Origin of the sequence: Bradyrhizobium centrosematis (assembly GCF_045571495.1) — a bacterium.
GTDB lineage: Bacteria > Pseudomonadota > Alphaproteobacteria > Rhizobiales > Xanthobacteraceae > Bradyrhizobium > Bradyrhizobium centrosematis.
Genome location: NZ_CP120703.1, coordinates 301,005 through 324,446, shown reverse-complemented (window position 1 = coordinate 324,446; position 23,442 = coordinate 301,005). Strand labels below are relative to the sequence as shown.

Here is a 23,442-nt window from a genome sequence, read left to right as displayed (position 1 = left end):
CGGAGGCAGCCTGGATTGCTTCGTTTTGCTCGCAATGACGGAGCGTGCGGCGGCTACTGCCCGCCCAACAGGCTCAGCACGAACCGGCTGCCGACGATGAACAGATAGCACCCGAACGCCACTTCCAGGCTGCGCTTCGACATCGCATGCGCGGCCTTCACGCCGAGCGGCGCGGTGACGAGGCTCATCGGCATCACCAGCACGGCGCCGATCAGCGAGACGTAGCCGAGTGCGAATGGCACTTGCAGGGCGGCGACGGCAGGATAGGTCGTTGCCGCCGGCCAGCCGGCATAGATGTAGCCGAGCGCGCCGGGGATCGAGATCAGCACCGCGAGCGCCGAGGAGGTGGCGACCGCCTGGTGGATCGGGCGGCTATAGAAGGTCATCAAGAGGTTCGAGAACAGGCCGCCGCCGATGCCCATCAGGGTCGAGAGGATGCCGACGCAGAAGCCGTAGACGCGCATCAACGGGCCCTTCGGCAGATCGTCGCCGAGCTTCCAGCCTTCACGCGCGAAGATCAGACGCGCGGCCGCCGACCAGGCGACGCCAACGAACACGATCTTGAACAGCCGCTCCGGCGCGAAGCGCGCGATCACGCTGCCGGCGACAACGCCGATCACGATCGGCAGCCACCACACGCGCAGGATCGCTATGTCGACCGCGCCGCGCTTGTAGTGCGCCTGGAACGAGCGGATCGAGGTCGGGATGATCACGGCAAGCGAGGTACCGACGCAGAGCGGCATGCGCACCTCGAGCGGTACGCCGGCGATACGGAAGCATTCGTAGAACACCGGCACCAGAATCGCGCCGCCGCCGATGCCGAACACGCCGGCGAGGAATCCCGAGAGCGCACCGGTTGCAATCAGCAACAGCGCGAGCTCGAGAACCTCCTTGATATCGAGACCTGCAATCACCCTTGACCTGCCCCGGCGACCGGCCGCAGCGCTGCCGTAAGGTCGCTTCCAAAACCTGCGGAGCGAGCATTAGGCGATCTGATTCCCGCGGTCGACACGCCGGATCTTCCGGCTGGGGTGGAATGCGAAGTGCGCATATCCGAGGGCGGTCCGGCAGACGCCGAGATGCGGGTGCAGATTGGTGTGCGCCGGCGACGTTTTGCCGTGTTGTGGTCGCGTTCCGCGGGTTTGGACGACATGGTCCGTTTAGAGGCGTTCCAATAGCAATTTCAACGCACCTCGGCGCTCCCGCAAGAGATGAATCTTCATCCGCGTCTTCGTTGGCCGACCGGCATGCTGGTATACCAAGGCCCTGATTGGCCTTGTTTCCTCAGCGCTCTAGAGCTGAATGCCCGTTCGATTTATGGCGATTTGGTGATTGCGCAGGCCAAATCGACTCCGTAAATAGAGCCGACCTTTCCGATCCCCGCGCGCCCCACGTTGGGCCGCAATACAACATCAAAGCCCATGACCGCACGGATCGAACGACCGCTCTCGCCCCACATCCAAACCTACCGCTGGACACTGACGATGGCCCTGTCCATCGTCCATCGCGCCACCGGTATCGCCCTCTACGTCGGCACCCTGCTGCTGGCCTGGTGGCTGATCGCCGCGGCCTCCGGCCCGGCTGCCTACGCCCATGTCCAGGCCTTCACCGGCAGCATCATCGGCCGCCTGATCGTGTTCGGCTACACCTGGGCGCTGATGCACCATATGCTGAGCGGCATCCGGCATTTCGTCTGGGACCTCGGCTACGGCTTCAAGGCCAATGAGCGGGAAGCACTGACCTGGGGCGCGCTGATCGGCGGCATCGCGTTGACGGTGCTGGTCTGGATCATCGCCTATGCGATCGGAGGCGGACGATGAGCGCGACCGACAGCTCCAAGCGCAGCATGCGCACGCCGCTCGGCCGGGTCCGCAATCTCGGTGCGGCGCATTCCGGCACGTCCGATTTCTGGCGCCAACGCATCACCGGCGTCGCCATGACACTGCTGATGATCCCCGTGCTCGTGATCGTCATGATGCTGCTCGGCCGCAATCAGGCCGGCGCCGCGCAGATCCTCGGCTCGCTGCCGATCGCGGTGATCCTGCTGCTCTTCATCTTCGCCAGCGCCTGGCACATGAAGATCGGCATGCAGGTGGTGATCGAGGACTACGTCCATAACGAGAAGCTGAAGCTCACCGCGATCATGCTCAACAACTTCTTCTCGATCGCCGTGGCACTCGCCTCGACCTACGCGATCCTGAAACTTTCCTCCGGAGTGTAACCCATGGTTACCGGAACATCGGCCACCACAACGAATGGCTCGGGCAACGGCGCTCCCGCCACCAACGGCAAAGCCTATCCGATCGAAGACCACACCTATGACGTCGTCGTGGTCGGCGCCGGCGGCGCGGGCCTGCGCGCGGTGGTCGGCTGCAGCGAGGCGGGCCTGAAGACGGCCTGCATCACCAAGGTTTTCCCGACCCGCTCGCACACGGTCGCGGCGCAGGGCGGCATCTCGGCCTCGCTCGGCAACATGCACAAGGACGACTGGCGCTGGCACATGTACGACACCGTGAAGGGGTCGGACTGGCTCGGCGACCAGGACGCGATCGAATACATGGTGCGCAACGCGCCCGACGCTGTCTACGAGCTCGAGCATTGGGGCGTGCCGTTCTCGCGCACCGAGGACGGCAAGATCTACCAGCGTCCGTTCGGCGGCATGACCATGGAGTACGGCAAGGGCCAGGCGCAGCGCACCTGCGCCGCCGCCGACCGCACCGGCCACGCCATGCTGCACACGATGTACGGCCAGTCGCTGCGCCACGCGGCCGAGTTCTTCATCGAGTTCTTCGCCATCGACCTCATCATGGACGACCAGGGCACCTGCCGCGGCGTCATCGCGCTCAAGCTCGACGACGGCACGCTGCACCGCTTCCGCGCCCAGACCGTGATCCTCGCCACCGGCGGCTACGGCCGCGCCTACGCCTCCTGCACCTCGGCACATACCTGCACCGGCGACGGCGGCGGCATGGTGCTGCGCGCCGGTCTGCCGTTGCAGGACATGGAGTTTGTGCAGTTCCACCCGACCGGCATCTACGGCTCGGGCTGTCTCGTCACCGAGGGCGCGCGCGGCGAAGGCGGCTATCTCGTCAACTCCGAGGGCGAGCGCTTCATGGAGCGCTACGCGCCGTCAGCCAAGGACCTCGCTTCGCGCGACGTCGTCTCGCGCGCGATGACCATCGAGATCCGCGAGGGACGCGGCGTCGGCAAGAAGAAGGATCACATCTTCCTTCATCTCGACCATCTCGATCCCGCGGTGCTCGCCGAGCGCCTGCCGGGCATCTCCGAATCCGCAAAGATCTTCGCCAATGTCGACGTGACGCGCGAGCCGATCCCGATCGTGCCGACCGTGCACTACAACATGGGCGGCATCCCCACGAATTATCACGGCGAAGTGCTGACCAAGAAGGACGGCGACGACAACGCGGTGATCCCCGGCCTGATGGCGATCGGCGAAGCCGCCTGCGTCTCCGTGCACGGCGCCAACCGGCTCGGCTCGAACTCGCTGATCGACCTCGTGGTGTTCGGCCGCGCCGCCGCGCTGCGCCTCGCCGAGAAGCTGACGCCCAACGCCAAGCAGCCCGAGCTGCCGGCGAACTCGGCCGAGATGGCGCTCGGCCGGCTCGACCATTACCGCTACGCCTCCGGCGGCACGCCGACCGCGAAGCTGCGCGAAGGCATGCAGCACGTGATGCAGAACAATTGCGCGGTGTTCCGCACCGGCGAAGTCCTCAGCGAAGGCCAGAACCTGATCGCGAAGGTCCATAGCGGCATCACCGACATCGCCGTGTCCGACCGCTCGCTCGTGTGGAATTCGGATCTCGTCGAGACGCTCGAGTTCGACAATCTGATCTCGCAGGCGGTGGTGACGATGAACTCGGCGGCCAACCGCACCGAGAGCCGCGGCGCGCATGCCCGCGAGGACTTCTCCGAGCGCGACGACAAGAACTGGATGAAGCACACGCTGGCCTGGCTGGACGATGCCGGCAAGGTCAAGATCGAGTACCGCCCGGTTCACGACTACACCATGACCAACGACGTGCAGTACATCCCGCCGAAGGCGCGCGTGTATTGATCATTGCTGTCATTGCCGGGCTCGACCCGGCAATCCATCCTTTAAAGATGGATGCGCGGGTCAAGCCCGCGCATGACGGAAGAAACCAGAGGCAGGACTAATGGTTGAATTCGCACTTCCGAAGAACTCCAAGATCACCGGCGGCAAGACCTGGCCGAAGCCCGCGGGCGCGACAGAGGTTCGCGAGTTCAAGGTCTATCGCTGGAATCCGGACGACGGCAAGAATCCGAGCGTCGACACCTATTACGTCGACACCAATGATTGCGGTCCGATGGTGCTGGACGGCCTGATCTGGATCAAGAACCACATCGATCCGTCGCTGACCTTCCGCCGCTCCTGCCGTGAAGGCGTCTGCGGCTCCTGCGCCATGAACATCGACGGCCAGAACACGCTGGCCTGCACCCGCTCGATGCACGACGTGAAGGACGGCGCGGTGAAGGTCAATCCGCTGCCGCACCAGCCGGTCGTGAAGGACCTCGTCCCCGACCTCACCAATTTCTACGCGCAATACGCCTCGGTCGAGCCGTGGCTGAAGACGACCTCGCCGACGCCGCAGAAGGAATGGCGCCAGACCCACGAGGACCGCGAGAAGCTCGACGGCCTCTACGAGTGCATCCTGTGCGCCTGCTGCTCGACCTCGTGCCCGAGCTATTGGTGGAACAGCGAGCGCTATCTCGGTCCGGCCGCGCTGCTGCAGGCCAACCGCTGGGTGTCCGATTCTCGCGACGAAGCGACCGGCGAGCGGCTCGACAATCTCGAGGATCCGTTCCGGCTCTATCGCTGCCACACCATCATGAACTGCGCCAAGGCCTGCCCCAAGGGCCTCAACCCGGCTGAAGCCATCGCCGAGCTCAAGCTCAAGATGGTCGAGCGGCAGATCTAGGTCTCAGGCAGATTGCGATCCCCCGGCCGGGATGGCCGGGGCATTCTCATACGACGCGCGTTCGGGTGGATTTTTCCTCCAGCACCCGGTGCGGGCGAAGCGGCGAATTGCAACCTCCGGTTCCCGTCACAAGCCGCTTCCTTCCAAGCGGGAAGTTCAAGTAAGCTCTCCGGCGCGGGACCGGAGCGACTGTGCAGAGGGCGCAACGCAATTCGCTGAGATTGTTGCAGTGGATGATGGCGGCATCCCTGGCGCTGCCGGTTGCGCTGTTCGTGATCACCGCCGCGATCTCCTATACCTCGACCAGGGACGTCGCCGACCGGGAGATCGAGCGCACGCTCGACGTCGTGCATGAGCATGCGCTCAAGGTGTTCGAGACCATCGATCGCAGCCTCGCCGAGCTCAACGAGGTGGCCCGCGGCCTGTCCGACGACGCCATCCGCGCGCGCGAGCCGGCGCTGCACCGCCGCCTGAAGCGGCTGAGCGATTCGCTGCCGCAGCTGAAATCGGCCTGGATCTTCGATGCGGACGGGAAAGCGCTGGTCAACAGCCTCGTCTCGCCGCCGCCGGAGCTGAGCTTTGCAGACCGCGACTATTTCTATGCCCATGTCGACCAGGCCATCGGCACCTTCATCGGCACGGCGCTGACGCCGCGTCCGCCCTATCAGGGCGCCCGCTTCTTCGGGGTCAGCCGCCGCCGCGACTCCGATGACGGCCGCTTCATCGGCGTGATCCAGGCCTCGGTCCTCCCCGAATATTTCGAGAGCTTCTACGCCAGGATCGGACCCGATCCCGGCAGCTTCTTCGCGATGGGCCGCACCGACGGCGCGATGCTCACGCATTTCCCGCACCTCGACCGCGACCTCAGGCTCGATCCGACCGGACCGGTCGGCCGGGAGATCGCGGCTCGCCCCGAGCATGGCCTCATCACCGTCGCCTGGCCGTCAGACGGGATCGAGCGCCGCATCGGCTACCGGCGCGTCGCCGAATATCCGATCTATGTCAGCGCCGGGCTCGAGACCTCGGCAATCCGCGCGCGCTGGTTCGCCACCATCGGCCAGCATCTGGTGTTCGGCATCCCCGCCACCGCGCTGCTGTTCCTGCTGCTGATGCTGGCGCTACGGCGTACCCAGCACCTCCAGGCCGAGGCGGCCAAGCGGCGCGAGGCCGAGGAGGCGCTCAAGCACAGCCAGCGCCTCGAAGCGCTCGGACAGCTCACCGGCGGCGTCGCGCATGATTTCAACAATCTGCTGACGGTGATCCGCGCCTCGGTCGACCTGTTGAACCGGCCGCAGCTGACCGAGGAGCGGCGCCAGCGCTACATCACGGCCATTGCGGACGCGGTGGCCCGCGCCGCCAAGCTGACCTCGCAGCTGCTCGCCTTTGCCCGGCGTCAGACATTGAAGCCCGAAGTGTTCGACGTCGGCGAACGGATGCAGTCGTTGCGCGACATGCTTGCGCCCCTGCTGGGGCCGGCGATCGAGATCGTCATGCACCTGCCCGCGGAGCCCTGCCTCGTCCGCGCCGATGCCGGCCAGTTCGAGACGGCGCTGATCAACATGGCGACCAATGCGCGCGATGCCATGCAGGGCAAGGGCAGGATCACCTTCATGGTCGAGCCCGCCACGACCGTCCCGGAGACGCTGGCCGGTGTCTCCGGCCACCAGACCCCGGCCCATCATGGCTTCGTCCGCGTGACCGTCAGCGACACCGGCATCGGCATTCCCGCCGCTCGATTGGGGCGCATCTTCGAGCCGTTCTTCACCACCAAGCAGGTCGGCCAGGGCACCGGCCTCGGCCTGTCCCAGGTGTTCGGCTTCGCCCGGCAATCCGGCGGCGAGGTGACGGTCACCAGCGAAGTCGGGCACGGCAGCACCTTCTCGCTGTACCTGCCGCGCGTGCCGCCGGAGCTGCTGCCGCAGCGCCAGGCGCCCAACACGGCGCCGGCGGTCGCCGGCAGCGGCATGTCGGTGCTGGTGGTGGAGGACAATATCGAGCTTGCCAATTTCGCCGCCGATGGTCTCACCGAGCTCGGTTACAGCATCACCTTGGTCGACAATGCCACCGATGCACTCGCCGAGCTCGTCATGGACGCCGACCGCTTCGACGTCGTGTTCTCTGACGTCGTGATGCCCGGGATGACCGGGCTCGATCTGGCGCAGGCCATCCGCGACCGCAGCATCGACGTGCCGGTCGTGCTGACCACGGGCTACAGCCAGGCTCTGTCGCAAGAGGGCGTTGCCGGCTTCGACCTCGTGCAAAAGCCCTATTCGATCGAGGAATTGTCGCGCGTTTTGCATCGGGCGGCCCGGATCCGACGCGTGCGGGACGGTGCTGCCGAATAGGACCCTGCAGACCCCCGCGGGAACCGGCCGAGTTCCCTTCGCGTTGTCCGCCCATGCACAAGCCGGCCGCGAAGCGCGAACAGGACGAGCCGCCCATCGTTGGGATCAAGGGCGAAAATGGCGACGAGGTCGCACCGCCGCCCCCCGAGCTGGTCGAGCCCGACCCGGAGCTCTCCCCCGAGGAGGCCGAGCAGGCCCGCAAGGATTATCTGCTGACGCGGTTCTGGATCAGCGCGCGCGGCTTCTGGGGACGTGGCGGCGATCGCCTCGCCTGGCCGTTCTCGATCGGCCTCGGCGCGCTGATCGTGCTCACGGTGGGCTTCCAGTACGGCATCAATGTCTGGAACCGAGCAATCTTCGACGCGATCGAGAAGCGCGATGCGGCGAGCGTGTTCCATCTCACCGCGATGTTCTTTCCGCTCGCGATCGGCAGCATCGTGCTCGCCGTTGCGCAGGTGTTCGCGCGCATGGGCATCCAGCGGCGCTGGCGGGCCTGGCTGACCGCGAGCGTGCTGACGCGCTGGCTCAGCAACGGACGCTACTACCAGCTCAACCTGGTCGGCGGCGATCACGAGAACCCCGAATACCGGATCGCGGAGGATCTGCGCATCGCGACCGATTCGCCGGTCGACTTCCTTGCCGGGGTCACCTCGGCGCTCTTGTCGGCGGCGACCTTCATCGTCGTGCTCTGGACCATCGGCGGCGCGCTCACCGTCACGCTCGGCGGCACGAGCATCACCATCCCGGGCTTCCTCGTGATCGCCGCGATGCTCTATGCGGGAATCGCCTCCGGCTCGATCACGGTGATCGGCCGCCGCTTCGTGCAGGTGTCCGAAGACAAGAACCAGGCGGAGGCCGATTTCCGCTACACGCTGACGCGCGTGCGCGAGAATGGCGAGAGCATCGCGCTGCTCGGCGGCGAGGAGGAGGAGCGCGACGGCATCGACCGCAATTTTACCCGCGTGCTGCGGCAATGGGCGCGGCTCGCCGGACAGCACATGCGCACCACGCTGGTATCGCAGGGATCGAGCCTCGTTGCACCGGTGGTGCCGCTGCTGCTGTGCGCGCCAAAATTCCTCGACGGCAGCATGACGCTCGGGCAGGTGATGCAGGCGGCCTCCGCCTTCACCATCGTGCAGAGCGCGTTCGGCTGGCTGGTCGACAATTATCCGCGGCTGGCCGATTGGAACGCCTGCGCGCGCCGCATCGCCTCGCTGATGATGTCGCTCGACGGCCTCGAGCGCGCCGAGCAGGGCGAAGGCCTCGGCCGCATCAAGCGCGGCGAGACGCGCAACGAGGCGATGCTGGAGCTGCGCGATCTCTCCGTTACGCTCGACGACGGCACCGCGGTGGTCGGCGAGACCGAAGTGGTGATCGAGCCGGGCGAGCGGCTCCTGGTCGCCGGCGAATCCGGCACCGGCAAGAGCACGCTGGTGCGCGCCATCGCCGGCCTCTGGCCCTGGGGCGGCGGTAGCGTGAACTTCCATCCCGACCGGCGCCTGTTCATGCTGCCGCAGCGGCCCTACGTGCCGTCGGGGTCGCTGCGCCGCGCGGTCGCCTATCCCGGCGCGGCCGACCATTGGACGGTCGACGAGATCGGCGAAGCCCTGCACAAGGTCGGGCTCGATCATCTCAAGGACAAGATCGAGGAAGAGGGTCCGTGGGACCAGACCCTGTCCGGCGGCGAGAAGCAGCGCCTCGCCTTCGCGCGGCTCTTGCTGCACAATCCCGACATCGTCGTGCTCGATGAAGCGACCTCGGCGCTCGACGAGAAGAGCCAGGACAAGATGATGAAGATGGTGACCGACGCGCTGCGAGAGGCCACCATCGTCAGCGTCGCGCACCGTGCCGAGCTCGAGGCCTTCCACAGCCGCAAGATCGTGCTGGAGCGGCGCAAGGGCGGCGCCAAGCTCGTCAGCGACATCGACCTGATCCCGCGCAAGGGCAAGCGCCGGCTGCTCGGACGATTCCTGCGGCAGCGGAAGGCCCCGAAGAAGGCGGCGTGAGATCTCCCGGGACGACGTCCCGTGATCCAGCGTTGGAGTCCTCAGCAAAACCGGCTATGCATGCGCCGCCTGCAACGAGGACCGCCTGCTTGACGACCGACAACGCCCCTTCGACCGCGCCGTTCGGCGCGTTTGCGCCGAACGCGGCGCAGGCCGCGATCATTCGCCTCGCGAGCCAGTCCGGGCTGAAGCGCGGCGCGTTCCGTCCGTGGATGTCGCGGCTGGTGAACCTGCTGCGGAGCGGCCCTGTCGACGTGCAATATCAGGGCGCCTCGTTCCGGCTCTATCACCAGGGCAGCGCGACCGAGCGCGGCGCGCTGTTCAATCCCGACTACAATCTCGACGAGCTCGACTTCCTGCGTCAGCACACGCCCGCGGGCGGCGTGTTCGTCGACGTCGGCGCCAATGTCGGCACCTTTGCGCTGGTGATGGCGCGCCAGGTCGGCAGCACTGGCAAGGTGGTCGCGATCGAGCCGCATCCGCTGACGTTCGGACGACTGTCCTTCAATCACGCCGCGTCGAAAGCTGCGCAGGTGCGCCTGGTGCAGGCCGCCGCCGGTGACACCGACGGCGAGCTGATGATCGAGAGCGGCGGCGGCAATCTCGGCGCCACCCACGTCGTCACCGGCACGGCCAGCACCGAGGCGATCAAGGTGCCGTCGCTGCGGCTGACGCGCATCCTCGACGAGGCCGGCGTCGGACGCGTCGATTCACTCAAGATCGACGTCGAGGGTTTCGAGGATCGCGTGCTGATCGGCTTCTTCCGCGACGCGCCGCAAACGCTGTGGCCGCGCGCGGTGGTGATCGAGCACCTGTCACAAGACGAATGGCAGCAGGATTGTATCGCCGACATGGTCGCACGCGGTTATGCGATCATGCGCAAGACGCGAAGCAACACGTTCCTGTCGCGCTGACGGGAACGAACAACGGAGGCTAGTGATGATCGATCATTTGGGCTTTTCCGTCTCCGACTATGAGCGCGCAAAGGCGTTCTACGCCAAGGCGCTGGCGCCGCTCGGCTATGGTCTGATCATGGAAGTCACGGCGGAGCAGACCGGCCACGCTTCCGCCGCAGGCTTCGGCGCCGACGGCAAGCCGGACTTCTGGATCGGCGGCGAGGGCGCCATGAACAAGCCGGTGCATGTCGCGATCGCGGCCAAGGACCGCGCCACCGTCGATGCCTTCTACAAGGCCGCGATCGCAGCCGGCGGTCGCGACAACGGCCCGCCCGGCATCCGCCCGCATTATCACCCGAACTATTATGGCGCCTTCGTGCTCGACCCCGATGGCCACAACATCGAGGCCGTCTGCCACCTGCCCGAATAGGGCGCGCTTCGTAACGATGTGCGGCGGAACATCGGCTCGACATCGTCGTTGTCGTTCTCTGGACAACGATCCCGATGACGCCGATGCCGATCGAACCGCCCGAGATCCCGCCCTCGACGCCGGGCACTCCGACCGAGCCGCCGCCGGGGATTCCGCCTGGCAATCCGCAGCCCGAAATCACGCCGCCGGTGCACGAGCCCGGCGAAGCGCCGCGGCCCGACGAATTGCCCGGCCGCAGGCCTGACGAGATTCCGTCACGCGGGCCGAACGGTCCGCTGACGCCCAATCCTGCGACGGATGCGATGCCGCCGCGCAATCACACATGAGGCGACGCATCACATGTGAGGCGATTGCAACCCACGTCTGAATGCGCAATGAACGTCATCATAGTGAGTCGATTTCCGTGCAGAAATAAATCGGGCCGCGATCGCTTCGCCCGCCACAATCCGGCCTAACGCATAGCCGTTCATCCCAACACTACGTCAAAGAACCTTCCGGGGAAGTTCACCACCATGACCCATCTTCGTTTCGTGCTGCTCGCGACGACGGCTCTGACCGCGATGCAATTCATAAGCACCGCATCGCATGCGCAAGATGCGCCGCCGCTCGTGGTCGCGCAGGCCCAGCCTCAAGAGACTGGCCCTGACGGAAAACCGAAGCAGCCGCCGAAGGGACCCGCTGCCGCTCCGCCGGCAGTGCCCGCGCGCCCGTCCGCACCGCCGCCCGCGGCTGCGCCGCCCCATCCTCCCGCGGCGCCCCCGCCGGCAGCCGCACCGCCGCGACCGGCAGCGCCGCCTCCGCCTCCGCCGCCCCCTGCGGCTCGTCCCGCCCCGCCGCCGCCACCCCCGCCGCCTGCTGCGCCGAAGCAGCCTTCGCCGCCGCCGGCTGCGGCTCCGCAGCAGCATGCCCCGACACCACCGCCTCCGGCGCCGCCTGCAGCTCGGCCGACACCGACACCGCCGCCTCCTGCACCGCCTGCGGCTCGGCCGGCGCCGACACCGCCGCCCGCCGCGGCGCCGCAGCAGCACACCCCGTCCACGCCCCCGCCGCCAGCGGCTCGCCCGACTCCAACACCTCCCCCTCCGCCGCCCCCGGCAGCGGCTCCGTCCGCGCGCCCCGCGCCGGCGCCAACGGCGACACCGCCTGCTCCGACAGCCACGCCTCCGGCTCGTCCCGGCGCGCCGGCGCCAGCAGCCACTCCCGCGCCGACCGCAACACCGACGACCGCGCCTGCACCGACCGCGACCCCGGCTCCGGGCAGCACGCCCGGCGCACCTCCGGCCGGCCGCCCCGGTACACCGCCGACCGGCCGTCCTGGCACACCTCCTCCGGGAGGAACGCCGGCTCCCGGTGCTGCGCCCGCTCCGACAGCAACGCCGGCTCCCGGCAGCACGCCGACGCCCCCGCCCGGACGCCCCGGTGCGGCCCCCGCCCCGACTGCGACGCCGAGCCCCGGTCAACAGGGCGGAACGCCTCCTGCCGGCGGACCCGCTGCCGGTACTCCGGCCGCCCCCGCAGGCCGGTGCCCCGGCCCGGCCGCCGGCACCTCCCGCCGGTGCTGCAGCTCCGACGGTCGTCCCCGGCACCCCGGCCGCAGCGCCGCCGCCCGACCGGGCACAATACAGACCGCCGACGGTCGCACCGGCCTTCCGCGCCGCGCCGACGGTCGCAGCGCCCTTGCCGCCGCCGCCGCGTCCGCCGCAGCGTGATCTGACGCCGCTCGCGATCGGTGCCGGCGTGGTGGCCGGCGCCGTGATCGGCGCCACCATCGCCGACTACCGCAACCAGCGGCAGGAGATCGTCGAAGGCGGCCGCACTGTCTACACCGAGCCGGATCGCATCATCATCCGCGACCCGGGCGGTCAGGAATATGTCCGCGGCAACGATCTCTATCGCTTCCGTTACGGCGCCCGCGACATCCGCACCGAGACCTTTGGCGGCGAAACCCGCACCGTCGTGATCCGCCCTGACGGCAGCGAGGTGATCACCGTGGTCGGCCCGGACGGCTCGCTGCTGCGACGAATCCGCAGGGACCCCGGCGGGCGCGAGATCGTCATCATCGACAACAGCTACCGCGATCCGCGCGCGGTCGGCGGCTTCTATGTCGACGTGCCGCCGCCGGTCGTGAACATTCCCTATGATCGCTACATCGTCGATGCCGAAGAGGCGTCGCCGGACGTGATCTACGCGACCATGGAGGCGCCGCCGGTGCAGCGGATCGAACGGCGCTACTCGCTCGACGAGATCCGCTACAGCCCCAATGTTCGCATGCAGATGCCGAGCATCGACGTCAACACGATCAACTTCGAGACGGGATCGTGGACCATTCCGCCGGATCAGGCGGCTCGGCTGCAGGTCATTGCCGACGGTCTCAACCGCGCGATCCAGCGCAACCCGCGCGAGGTGTTCCTGATCGAGGGCCATACCGATGCGGTCGGCAACGACGTCGACAATCTGTCATTGTCGGATCGTCGTGCGCAGGCCGCAGCCGAACTGCTGACGCAGCAATTCGGTGTGCCCGCGGAGAACCTGACGTCGCAGGGCTATGGCAAGCAGTACCTGAAGGAGCAGACGGACGGACCGAGCCGGATCAACCGGCGCGTCACCGTCCGCCGCATCACGCCGCTGCTCAATGGCGGACAGGCCTCGCTGCCGCCGCCCCCGCCCGGCACCGCACCGCCGCGGTAACGGCACGCACAGACGCAAATGGCCGGGAGCGATCCCGGCCATTTTTGTTTTGGTTGTTACGCACGACGTTGCGGCACATCGCGCCGTCGCAGGGTGGTTAGCCCTTGTCGCTCTCGAGCCGGAAGATCTGCGAGCCTTCGCTGCCCGACAGCAAACCGGTCTTCGAATAGAGACCGAGCTTGGTGCGGGTGTCGGCGATGTCGAGATTGCGCATGGTGAGCTGGCCGATGCGGTCGGCCGGCGTGAAGGCGGCGTCCTCGACCTTCTCCATGCTGAGCCGTTCCGGCGCATAGGTGAGGTTGGGGCTCTCGGTGTTGAGGATCGAATAATCGTTGCCGCGGCGCAGCTCCAGCGTCACCTCGCCGGTGACGGCGCGCGCGACCCAGCGCTGCGCGGTCTCGCGCAGCATCAGGGCCTGCGAGTCGAACCAGCGGCCCTGATAGAGCAGACGCCCCAGGCGCATGCCGCTGATGCGGTACTGCTCGATGGTGTCCTCGTTGTGGATGCCGGTGACGAGACGTTCATAGGCGATGTGGAGGAGCGCCATGCCGGGCGCCTCGTAGATGCCGCGGCTCTTGGCCTCGATGATGCGGTTCTCGATCTGGTCGCTCATGCCGAGGCCATGGCGGCCGCCGATGGCGTTGGCTTCGAGAAACAGCGCAACAGGATCGGAGAAGGTCTGACCGTTCAGCGCCGTCGGCTGTCCCTCCTCGAAACGCACCACAACCTTCTCGGCCTTCACGGCGCAGTCCTCGCGCCAGAACGGCACGCCCATGATCGGGTTGACGATCTTGATGCCGCTGTCGAGGCTTTCGAGATCCTTGGCCTCGTGCGTGGCGCCGAGCAGGTTGCTGTCGGTCGAGTACGCCTTCTCGGCGCTCATCTTGTAGGCGAAGCCTTGCGCGGTCATGAACGCCGACATCTCGGCGCGGCCGCCGAGCTCGTCGATGAACTGCTGGTCGAGCCAGGGCTTGTAGATCTTCAGGCCGGGATTGGTGAGCAGGCCGTAGCGGTAGAAGCGCTCGATGTCGTTGCCCTTGAAGGTCGAGCCGTCGCCCCAGATGTTGACGCCGTCTTCCTTCATCGCCGCGACCAGCATCGTGCCGGTGACGGCGCGCCCGAGCGGCGTGGTGTTGAAATAGGTGATGCCACCGGTCGAGATATGGAAGGCGCCGGACTGGATCGCGGCGATGCCTTCATGGACCAGCTGGGTGCGGCAATCGACGAGGCGCGCCTTCTCGGCGCCGAACTCCATCGCCTTGCGCGGGATCTCGTTGTAGTCGGCTTCATCCGGCTGGCCGAGATTGGCGGTGTAGGCGTAGCAGCGCGCGCCCTTCTGCTTCATCCAGAGCAGCGCCGCAGACGTATCGAGGCCGCCCGAAAAAGCGATGCCGACTTTCTCACCCTTGGGCAGGCTTTTCAGGATCGTGGTCATGGGGCTTCCAATCGGGTCTCAAGGGGCTGATGATGGTTGCGAACTTGACCGCGCGAATATCAAATTTCGCCGGGGTGGGCACGCATTTAATGGCCTAAACCGACGGCTCGGGGCCGGTCTTGCGGCCGAACAGGCGCTGGCGAAGCCGGTAGGCGGGCATGTTCAGCCGGGTCAGGGCGGCATCGACCGCCTCGTCCGAAAACCGCGTCCGCGGCCAGCGGTAAATCAGCGCGTAGGCGACCCAGATCACGACGAAGGTGACGAGACCGGCGATCGAGACATCGGTGAAGAAGTGCCCGCCGAAGGCCATGCGCAGGCCGCTGGTGACGGCGCCGAAGATCACGGCTGCGGCATAGGCGAGCGGCCGCCATGCCGGCGGCGCCAGCGCGGCCGGCGCCAGCGTCCAGAACGCGGTCGCGCCCTCGCCCGAGAAGAACGAGCAGTTGCGCGCGCAGCCGCCGCGCGGATCCCACCACGGCACGAATTGCTGGTCGCCGGCGAACTCGGTCACCACCACCGGGCGCGGCCGGCCCCAATAGGTCTTGAAGGTGAGGTTGGTCAGGATGCCGGCCGACAGGATGATCGTGGCCAGCAGGAACACGATCGCGCGTCCCGACACCATCAGCGGCCGGTCCGGCCTGATCATCTTGACCACCAGCGCCACGAGCGACGGCAGCACGAAAGCCCAGGCGACCCACATCGCAGCATCACGCGCAAAGCCCGCCCAGTCGTTCAGCTTGAGCGGAAACGTCTTCGTCTCGGGGTCGAAGAACAGCGACGCGAGCTTGAGATCGAGCTCGGGATAGAGGCCGAAAACGACGCCGATCACGAGCCACAGCGCCAGGGCGATGAAGAGTCCAGTCCGGTTCATGGCGCGCGGTTTAGCGGAGCGGGAAGGGGATGGAAACCCCAACAGGGGTGCCCATCCTCCCCTGGAGGGGGAGGATCGACCGCGCGACGCGCGAGCGAGGTGGGGTGAAGCCGCACAAACAGTCTCTCGTTCGTCAGCAAACTCCAATCCTCGACACCGCGAGCGCGGAGAGTCTGTCACCCCACCCCGGACCGCATCTGCGATGCGATCCGACCCTCCCCCTCCAGGGGAGGGTAAGCAAGTCACCTCGCATCCGGCCTGGAATTCGCCGGCAATGGCGGCGGCGGTTTGTGCGGGGGTGGCGGTTCACGCCAGGCGCCGGCATTGCGGCCGGCGATCAGCCAGTAGACGATTCCGGCGACGATGCCGGCGCCGGTCATGATCTCCAGGTGACGCCGGACGATGCCTTCGAACTGCAGCGTGTCGGAATGGAACGGCACGAGGCCGAGATAGCAGGCGAGCCCGACGAGGCCGCCACCGACGGCATAGGCCAGCGCGCTGCGGATGTAGAGCGCCTCGGTGATCGCGACGATCACCGCCGCTGGCACCAAGGCAAAACCCGAGACGAAGATGAAGCCGAAGCCGAGCAGGATGTCGATCGTGCCCTGATCGACAGGACCGGCGCCGAGATCGGAAAATTCCGGAAACAGCAGCGCGACGACGACGATCATGCCGCCGACGAAGCAGGCCGCGAGAAAGCCGATGAAGATGACGACGAGGCGGCCGATCAGGGACATCTGAGGGATCTGTTGATTGTCATCGTCATTCCGGAGCGGTGCGCAGCACCGAATCTGGAATCTCGAGATTCCGGCTTCGCGCTACGCGCGCCCCGGAATGACGGCTCATAAACGCGGCTGGCCGGGTCAAGCCCGGCCATGACGAGCATCGAGGACGTTGCCATTCTTAGTCCGTCATCGCCATGGCGCGCAGCGCCTGGCGTTCGCGCGCCGAGAGCTTTTCGGTTTCCGACTTGAGCTGGCCGCAGGCGGCGAGAATGTCGCGGCCGCGCGGGGTGCGCACCGGCGAGGAATAGCCGGCATTGAAGATGTATTCGGAGAACTTTTCGATCTGGTCCCAGTCGGAGCATTCATAGGCGGTGCCGGGCCAAGGATTGAACGGGATCAAATTGATCTTGGCGGGAATGCCCTTGAGCAGCTTCACCAGCAGTTTTGCATCGTCGAGCGAATCGTTGACGCCCTTGAGCATCACATATTCGAAAGTGATGCGGCGCGCGTTCGAGGCGCCGGGATAGTCGCGGCAGGCCTGCAGCAGCTCCTTGATCGGATATTTGCGGTTGAGCGGCACCAGTTCGTTGCGCAGCTCGTCGCGAACGGCATGCAACGAAATCGCGAGCATGACGCCGATCTCCTCGCCGGCGCGCACGATGTTCGGCACCACGCCCGAGGTCGACAGCGTGATACGGCGGCGGGAGATGCCAATGCCTTCGTTGTCACCGACGATGAGCAGCGCATCACGCACGGCGTCGAAATTGTAGAGCGGCTCGCCCATGCCCATCATCACGATGTTGGTGACGCGGCGCGTGCCGTCCTCGCGATCGGCCCAGTCGTTCAGACGATCGCGCGCGACCATGACCTGGCCGACGATCTCGCCGGCGGTGAGGTTGCGCACCAGGCGTTGCGTGCCGGTGTGACAGAAGGCGCAGTTCAGCGTGCAGCCGACCTGCGAGGAGACGCAGAGCGTGCCGCGATCGGTCTCGGGGATGTAGACGCACTCGACTTCATGCGCCTTCTCGACATTGTCGCCGCTCGGCAAGCGCAGCAGCCATTTGCGGGTGCCGTCGTTGGAAATCTGCTCGGCCACGACCTCGGGACGGTCGACGGTGAAATGCTGCGCGAGCTCGGCGCGGATGCCCTTCGAGATCGAGGTCATCTCGTCAAAACTCTGGGCGCCGCGGAAATAGAGCCAGTGCCACAGCTGCTGCACGCGCATCTTGCGCTGCGCCGGCGCGACGCCGATCTCGCCGAGACGATCGGCGAGCTCGCTGCGCGACAGTCCGATCAGCGACGGCTTTGCCGGCGGCACATAGGTTTCGAGTGGAGTCTTCTCCACCAATGTTGCGTTGTGCGGCTCGGTCGTCGGTTGCATCGAATGGACCTGGTTACGTGGTCGTTCCGGGGCGATGCGGAGCATCGAACCCGGAACCTCGAGATTCCGGGTCTGGTCCTTCGGACCATCCCGGAATGACGGAAGAATTTGGAACCGCCTCTATATAGCAATCGGAACCGCCGATTGCGACCTTGTCGCCCGCAGCCTTAACGACTAGGCCTTACCGCTTGCAGTCCTGGGCGATCTTGTCGAGCGCCTGGGCGAGGCCCTTCAGCGAAAACGTGTCGGTCGTCTCCGTGCCCTTGGCCGAGACGCCCTTGACCACGAGATCGGCGGATTTGCGCATGGCTTCGACCATCCGCTCCTCCTCGGCCGCGTTCTTGATCCAGAGCCCGTCGCCCTGCGTGTACATCGCGAAGGAGGCACCGCCGACCTCGATAGAGGACTCCGAACCCGGCTTCAGCGCGTAGCCGATCATGACCGAGACTTCGTTGTTCACCTTCTCGGCCGGCCGGGTCGAGACGAAGGCATAGGCGGGATCGCGCGGTCGATTCGGCGGATTGGTCTTCGACGACGACGGCTTGGCCAGCGCGAAGCAGACCTTCTTGCCGTTGGGGGCCGCCGAATAGGCGCCCCAGGTGCCGAACTGACCGATCAGGGTCGGCTCCGCGCCACCCGCAACTGAAGCGGGTGGACCCGCCGGTTTGCTCTCCGGCTTTGCTGCCGACTTCGGCGTCGTATGAGCTGCCGACGCAGCCGGTTTCGATGCCGACTCCTTTGGAGCAGATTTGGGCGCCGGTTGCGCCGTCTGCGCCCGCGCAGAAACGGCGATTCCCCCGGCCGCCACACCAGTCATCAAAGCTAAAATCAGCACCCGCCACATGCTGGAGTGGTTCCCTCAATATTGTGACTGGAAGATGGCCCGGCCGCGCTTTGTCCCCGGGCAGGGATAGCCGGGAAAGTCCAATTTGGGAAGGCAGTTAGCGGTATCGCCGCGGACTAGACCTTGGATCGCGCGGCACGCTGGGCGGCCCATTGCGCCTCGGTCCAGAGAAGCAGATCCTCGGCGCCGGAACTGCGCAAATGCGCGCCACCATCGATGACGACCATCTCGCCATTGATGTAGCCGGCGCGATCCGAGACCAGGAAGCTGGCGAGGTCGGCAAGCTCGCTATGCGCTCCGGTCCGGCCCAGCGGATTGCGCGCGGTCCAGCCTTCGTCACGGCCTTGCGGGCGGAGCTGCCCCGACGCGCCCGCGGTCGGGAACGGACCCGGCGCGATGGCGACCGTGCGGATGCCTTTCGGGCCCCATTCCACGGCGAGACTTTTGGTCATCGCCAGCAGCGCCGATTTCGCCATCGCCGACGGCACGGTGAAGGCGCGGCCGGTGATGGTGGATGTCGAGAGGATCGAGAGCACGACGCCGCCATGCTTGTTCTCGATCCAGCGCCTGCCGGCGGCGAGCGTGCAATACATCGCGCCGTGCAGCGTCGGGGCGAGGATCGCATCCGCGGCGCGAAACGACAGGTGCTCGCTCTGTGCGATGAACGTCGCGGCAGCGTTGTTGACGAGGATATCGAGCGGCGCCTCGCGCCAGATCCGGTCCATCATGTCGTCGACCGCGACGCCGTCGCGGATATCGCACGCAATAGTGGTGACCCTGGCGCCGCTCTGTTCGCGCATCTCCGCGGCCGTTGCTTCCAGCCGGTCGCGCTTGCGGCCGCAGATCACGAGCTCGGCGCCGAGGCTCAGGAAACGGCGTCCCATCGCAGCGCCCAGGCCCGAGCCGCCGCCGGTGACGAGGATGCGCTTGTCCCTGAGCAGGCTTGTTTCAAACATCGTCTGAATCCTCGCTGTTTCCACACACTGCGTCATTGCGAGCGCAGCGACTTGTCCGCCGAAGCCTTGGCGAAGGCGGAAGCAATCCAGACTATTTCCGCAGGGCGGACTCTGGATTGCCTCGCTGCGCTCGCAATGACGTGAGGATAGGCCGAACAGAACAACCAGCAAAGAATCCCGATTGTCGCCCGTCACTAAATCCGGCAGAAACGACCCAACTATAATTCACCCGAAACGCCCAGGTGCCTTCATGAAAGCCATCCTCTGTTCGCAATATTGCCAGCCCGATGATCTCGTGCTCGCCGAGGTGCCGGATCCGGTGGCGGGTCCCGGCGAAGCGGTGATCGCGATCAAGGCCGCGGCGCTGAACTTCTTCGACATCCTGATGATTCAGGGCAAGTACCAGATCAAGCCGCCGTTTCCGTTCTCGCCGGCCGCGGAAGTCGCGGGCGTGATCGAGAGCATCGGCCCCGGCGTGACCGACCTGAAAGTCGGCGACCGCGTCGTCGCGTCCTGCGGACATAATGGCGCGCGCGAGAAGATCGCACTGCCGGCGGCCTCGATCGTGAAGATCCCCGACAATCTCGATTACGACCGCGCGGCCGGCATCATCATCATCTACGGCACCGCGCTGCATGCGTTGGAGGATCGAGCCAGCCCGAAACCGGGCGAGACGCTCGCGGTGCTGGGTGCGGCCGGCGGCACGGGCCTCGCGGCTTGCGAGCTCGGCAAGCTGATGGGGTTGAAGGTGATCGCCTGCGCCTCGTCGGACGAGAAGCTCGAATTCGCCAAGGCCCATGGCGCCGAGCTGACGCTGAACTACGCCAAGGAAGATCTGAAGGAAGGTCTGCGCAAGCTCACCGGCGGCAAGGGCGTCGACATCATCTTCGATCCCGTGGGTGGTGCTTATGCCGAGCAGGCGCTGCGCTCGATCGCCTGGGAAGGCCGCTTCCTTGTCATCGGCTTTGCCGCCGGCGACATCCCGAAGATGCCGCTGAACCTCGCGCTGTTGAAAGGCTGCGACATCCGAGGTGTGTTCTGGGGCGCCTGGACCCGGCTCAACCCGGCCAAGAACCGCGCCAATCTCGAGAAGCTCGTGAAGTGGACCGCGGAAGGAAAGATTTCGTCGCATGTCGACCGCACCTTCCCGCTGGCGCAGACCGCCGATGCGTTGAAGGTTCTGGCCGGACGCCAGGCGATGGGCAAGGTGATCCTGCATCCGTGAGGATGCGTGCAATCGCGAGCTGCTTGACGCACTGAACTTTCATCGCCTGGCCCCACCGGGCGATCCAGTATTCCAGAGACTGCAGTGAGTGAACCGAGAGGCCGCGGCGTACTGGATGCCCCGGTCAAGCCGGAGCATGACAGCGATGGGTGTGGTTGAGACCGCCTGCTACGCCGCTTCTTCTTCCATCTCATCCACCCCACGCTTCAGCGCGGCGCGGGCGGCTTCGCGGTGCTCATTGGTGATGTGGCCGGCGACCATGCGGATGGCGGTGGCGAGCACGGCCGCGTCGTCGGCGAAGCCCAGGATCGGCATCACGTCGGCGACGAAGTCGAACGGCAGGATGAAATAGGCGATCGCACCTAACAGCGCGGCCTGGACATGGCGCGGCGTCTGCCGGTCGAACGCGCAGTAATAAGCGGCCAGCAGGTCTTCGGCGAATGGCAGATGCGCGGCGACGCGCTTCAGCTTGCGCCAGAAGCGGCGGCGCACGCTCTCACGATCTTCCGCGAGCCGATCAGCCGGCTCGAAACCGACGCTGTGTTCGGCAGCCATGTTCGACAAACTCCCCGTTCAGCCAACGCAGGAGATCACCGATCCCCGGCTGATCACAAGATGGGGATTTGACCAATCCCTGCAAGACGCCGGCCTCAGCCGGCGATCGCGTTCATCGTCTTGGCCAGCGCGACGTCGAGCGCCGTGACGCCGCCGGCGTCGTGGGTCGACAGCACCACCTCCACTGTCTTGTAGACGTTGCGCCATTCGGGGTGGTGATCCATCTTCTCGGCGGCCAGCGCGACGCGGCTCATGAAGCCGAACGCCTCGTTGAAATCCTTGAAGATAAAGCTCTTCCCGATGGCGTCCCGGCCCTGAACCTCGCTCCACCCAGGTAGTCCGCCGAGCCCCTGCCTGCGCGCCTCCGCCGAGAGCCGTTCTGCCATGGCCGCCTCCGTCCTTCAGGGGAACTTTACCTTAACACCGGCACAGGGCCCGGGTTCATGCGGGATTCCCGCCATCCGCTAACCATGACGGAGATGTAACCCCGCCCGACAAGAAATTTGCTACAATTGCAGGCGTAAATCGCCGGCCAAGATGAAACTGAGCCTGAAGCGCCTGTTTGGGAGAACGATGACCGGGGGATTGGACCTGGCCGAAGCGCCCCCTCCGCCTTCGCCGCGATCCGCGGCGCGGAAGACGGCGCTGGTGTCTCTCGCCTTGGTGCTGGCAATCGTCGGCGCGCTCGCCGGCGGCTATTACTTCGCGATGCGGCCGGTGATGCTGAAGATCGCGGTCGGTCCCGCCAACAGCGATGACGTGAAGGTCGTGCAGGCGCTGACGCAGGCCTTCGCGCAGAGCAAGGGCCAGGTGCGGTTGCGGCCGATCCAGACCGATGGGGCCACCGCCAGCGCGGAGGCGCTCGCCGAGGGAAAGGTCGATCTCGCGATCGTGCGGGGCGACGTCGACGTGCCCAAGAACGCGCAAGCGGTCGCGACCCTGCGCAAGAACGTCGTGGTGCTGTGGTCCGTCCAAGGCAAGGGCAAGAAGCGGGGTTCGAAGATCACCAAGATCTCGCAGCTCGCCGGCCATCGCGTCGGCGTGGTCGGCCGCACCCAGGCCAACGTCAATCTGCTCAAGGTGATCCTGCAGCAATACGGCGTCGATCCCGCCAAGGTCGAGATCGTGCAATTCCCGGCCAACGAAGCCGCCGAGGCCATCAAGGCGCAGAAGGCCGACGTCTATCTCGCGGCCGGCCCGGTCAACAGCAAGATCACGGCGGATGCGATCGCCGCCTCCATCAAGGATTTCGGCGCGCCCAACTTCCTCGCGATCGATTCGGCGGATGCGATCGCGCAGAACCATCCGGTTTATGAAGCATCCGAGATTCCGGCCGGCACCTATGGCGGCTCGCCCGCCCGCCCGGAGGACGAGGTCAAGACCATCAGCTTCGCCCACCACATCGTGGCGCGCAAAGGCGTGTCCGAAACCACCATCGCGGCGTTCACGCGCCAGCTGTTCGCCGTGCGCCAGCAATTGGTGACGGAATTCCCGCTCGCGGCGAAGATCGAAACGCCCGACACGGACAAGGATGCGGTGATCCCGGTGCATCCCGGCGCGGCCGCCTTCGTCGACGGCGAGGAAAAGACCTTCCTCGACAAATACAGCGATTACATCTGGTGGGGCCTGATGGCGCTCTCCGCCATGGGCTCGATCGGCGCCTGGTTCGCGGGCTATCTGAAGAAGGACGAGCGCGACACCAACAGCCATCTGCGCGAGCGGCTGCTGGACATGATCGCGACAGCGCGCAAGTGCGAGACGACCGAAGAGCTCGACCAGATGCAGGCCGAGGCCGACGAGATTCTGCGCGATACGCTGCGCTGCTTCGATCATGGCGCGATCGAAGAGGGCTCGCTCACCGCCTTCAACATCGCGCTGGACCAGTTCCACGCCGCCGTCGCCGACCGCAAGGCGGTGCTGTTCAGCCTGCCGCAGAACCTGCAGCGGGCCGGCGCACAGTTCAGGGCCGCAGGCAACGCCTGAGCATCGCGTGCGCCCGTTATTGCTGCGTCACATTGTCTCCATATAGCTTCTACCGTCATTCCGGAGCACGCGAAGCGTGAATCCGGAATCTCGAGATTCCCCGGTGCGCAATTGCGCACCTGAGGTCTGGTCCTTCGAACCATC

At 66.3% G+C, this 23,442-nt stretch carries 22 protein-coding genes; 12 read left to right on the top strand and 10 right to left on the bottom strand.

Translation table 11 applies throughout. The features are described 5' to 3' along the window. Positions 1–53: 53 nt before the first annotated feature. Positions 54–914 (bottom strand): sulfite exporter TauE/SafE family protein, encoded by an 861-nt coding sequence (locus tag P6U31_RS01535; RefSeq protein ID WP_407186535.1) that lies wholly within the window; start codon positions 912–914, stop codon positions 54–56. A 507-nt stretch (positions 915–1,421) separates the two neighbouring features. Here P6U31_RS01535 and sdhC point away from each other — a divergent pair. From sdhC to P6U31_RS01490, 9 genes are all read left to right on the top strand, one after another. Beyond that, positions 1,422–1,820, top strand: a complete 399-nt coding sequence (gene sdhC / locus P6U31_RS01530) for a succinate dehydrogenase, cytochrome b556 subunit (RefSeq protein ID WP_407186534.1) — start codon at positions 1,422–1,424, stop codon at positions 1,818–1,820. Beyond that, on the top strand, positions 1,817–2,221 hold the full coding sequence (sdhD, locus tag P6U31_RS01525) for a succinate dehydrogenase, hydrophobic membrane anchor protein (protein ID WP_407186533.1): 405 nt from the start codon (positions 1,817–1,819) through the stop codon (positions 2,219–2,221). The genes sdhC and sdhD overlap by 4 nt, the downstream gene beginning before the upstream one ends. A gap of 3 nt (positions 2,222–2,224) precedes the next feature. Next, a complete protein-coding gene (gene sdhA / locus P6U31_RS01520) occupies positions 2,225–4,075 on the top strand; it encodes a succinate dehydrogenase flavoprotein subunit (protein ID WP_407186532.1) in 1,851 nt (616 codons plus the stop codon). Between the two features lie 100 nt (positions 4,076–4,175). After that, positions 4,176–4,958 (top strand): succinate dehydrogenase iron-sulfur subunit, encoded by a 783-nt coding sequence (locus tag P6U31_RS01515; protein WP_298244332.1) that lies wholly within the window; start codon positions 4,176–4,178, stop codon positions 4,956–4,958. A gap of 191 nt (positions 4,959–5,149) precedes the next feature. Further along, positions 5,150–7,303, top strand: a complete 2,154-nt coding sequence (locus tag P6U31_RS01510) for an ATP-binding protein (protein ID WP_407186531.1) — start codon at positions 5,150–5,152, stop codon at positions 7,301–7,303. Between the two features lie 53 nt (positions 7,304–7,356). Continuing rightward, positions 7,357–9,309: an ABC transporter ATP-binding protein/permease gene (locus P6U31_RS01505; protein WP_407186530.1), complete on the top strand. Its 1,953-nt coding sequence runs from the start codon at positions 7,357–7,359 to the stop codon at positions 9,307–9,309. Between the two features lie 89 nt (positions 9,310–9,398). Then, complete coding sequence (locus P6U31_RS01500; RefSeq protein ID WP_407186529.1) at positions 9,399–10,223, top strand: FkbM family methyltransferase; 825 nt, start codon at positions 9,399–9,401, stop codon at positions 10,221–10,223. A gap of 25 nt (positions 10,224–10,248) precedes the next feature. After that, complete coding sequence (locus tag P6U31_RS01495) at positions 10,249–10,635, top strand: VOC family protein (RefSeq protein WP_407186528.1); 387 nt, start codon at positions 10,249–10,251, stop codon at positions 10,633–10,635. Between the two features lie 83 nt (positions 10,636–10,718). Next, positions 10,719–10,961: a hypothetical protein gene (locus P6U31_RS01490; RefSeq protein ID WP_407186527.1), complete on the top strand. Its 243-nt coding sequence runs from the start codon at positions 10,719–10,721 to the stop codon at positions 10,959–10,961. Positions 10,962–11,202: 241 nt separating this feature from the next. On the opposite strand, the gene P6U31_RS01485 is transcribed toward P6U31_RS01490, so the two are convergent. Next, the gene (locus P6U31_RS01485; RefSeq protein ID WP_407186526.1) at positions 11,203–12,009 is read right to left on the bottom strand and encodes a hypothetical protein; all 807 of its coding nucleotides are present in this window, start codon (positions 12,007–12,009) and stop codon (positions 11,203–11,205) included. Between the two features lie 45 nt (positions 12,010–12,054). Between P6U31_RS01485 and P6U31_RS01480 the strand changes: the two genes are divergently transcribed. Beyond that, positions 12,055–13,323 (top strand): OmpA family protein, encoded by a 1,269-nt coding sequence (locus P6U31_RS01480; protein ID WP_407186525.1) that lies wholly within the window; start codon positions 12,055–12,057, stop codon positions 13,321–13,323. A 97-nt stretch (positions 13,324–13,420) separates the two neighbouring features. On the opposite strand, the gene argG is transcribed toward P6U31_RS01480, so the two are convergent. The 6 genes from argG to P6U31_RS01450 form a co-directional block, all read right to left on the bottom strand. Then, positions 13,421–14,758, bottom strand: a complete 1,338-nt coding sequence (gene argG / locus P6U31_RS01475) for an argininosuccinate synthase (protein WP_407186524.1) — start codon at positions 14,756–14,758, stop codon at positions 13,421–13,423. A gap of 94 nt (positions 14,759–14,852) precedes the next feature. Next, positions 14,853–15,629, bottom strand: a complete 777-nt coding sequence (locus tag P6U31_RS01470; protein WP_407186523.1) for a phosphatase PAP2 family protein — start codon at positions 15,627–15,629, stop codon at positions 14,853–14,855. A 242-nt stretch (positions 15,630–15,871) separates the two neighbouring features. Then, positions 15,872–16,366: a hypothetical protein gene (locus tag P6U31_RS01465; RefSeq protein ID WP_407186522.1), complete on the bottom strand. Its 495-nt coding sequence runs from the start codon at positions 16,364–16,366 to the stop codon at positions 15,872–15,874. A gap of 166 nt (positions 16,367–16,532) precedes the next feature. Further along, positions 16,533–17,735, bottom strand: coding sequence for a 23S rRNA (adenine(2503)-C(2))-methyltransferase RlmN (gene rlmN, locus P6U31_RS01460; RefSeq protein ID WP_407186521.1), 1,203 nt, complete (start codon positions 17,733–17,735; stop codon positions 16,533–16,535). Positions 17,736–17,916: 181 nt separating this feature from the next. Then, a complete protein-coding gene (locus P6U31_RS01455; RefSeq protein WP_407186520.1) occupies positions 17,917–18,579 on the bottom strand; it encodes an invasion associated locus B family protein in 663 nt (220 codons plus the stop codon). Positions 18,580–18,695: 116 nt separating this feature from the next. After that, positions 18,696–19,535 (bottom strand): SDR family oxidoreductase, encoded by an 840-nt coding sequence (locus tag P6U31_RS01450; RefSeq protein WP_407186519.1) that lies wholly within the window; start codon positions 19,533–19,535, stop codon positions 18,696–18,698. A 250-nt stretch (positions 19,536–19,785) separates the two neighbouring features. Here P6U31_RS01450 and P6U31_RS01445 point away from each other — a divergent pair, with 250 nt between their 5' ends. Further along, positions 19,786–20,760 carry an NADPH:quinone oxidoreductase family protein gene (locus P6U31_RS01445; RefSeq protein WP_157336083.1) on the top strand — a complete coding sequence of 325 codons (975 nt, stop codon included), beginning with the start codon at positions 19,786–19,788 and terminating at the stop codon, positions 20,758–20,760. Between the two features lie 168 nt (positions 20,761–20,928). On the opposite strand, the gene P6U31_RS01440 is transcribed toward P6U31_RS01445, so the two are convergent. Next, positions 20,929–21,315, bottom strand: coding sequence for a YkvA family protein (locus P6U31_RS01440; RefSeq protein WP_407186518.1), 387 nt, complete (start codon positions 21,313–21,315; stop codon positions 20,929–20,931). Positions 21,316–21,410: 95 nt separating this feature from the next. Next, positions 21,411–21,701, bottom strand: a complete 291-nt coding sequence (locus P6U31_RS01435) for a 4a-hydroxytetrahydrobiopterin dehydratase (protein ID WP_407186517.1) — start codon at positions 21,699–21,701, stop codon at positions 21,411–21,413. Positions 21,702–21,852: 151 nt separating this feature from the next. Between P6U31_RS01435 and P6U31_RS01430 the strand changes: the two genes are divergently transcribed. Continuing rightward, positions 21,853–23,298, top strand: a complete 1,446-nt coding sequence (locus P6U31_RS01430) for a TAXI family TRAP transporter solute-binding subunit (RefSeq protein ID WP_407186516.1) — start codon at positions 21,853–21,855, stop codon at positions 23,296–23,298. Positions 23,299–23,442: the final 144 nt, after the last annotated feature.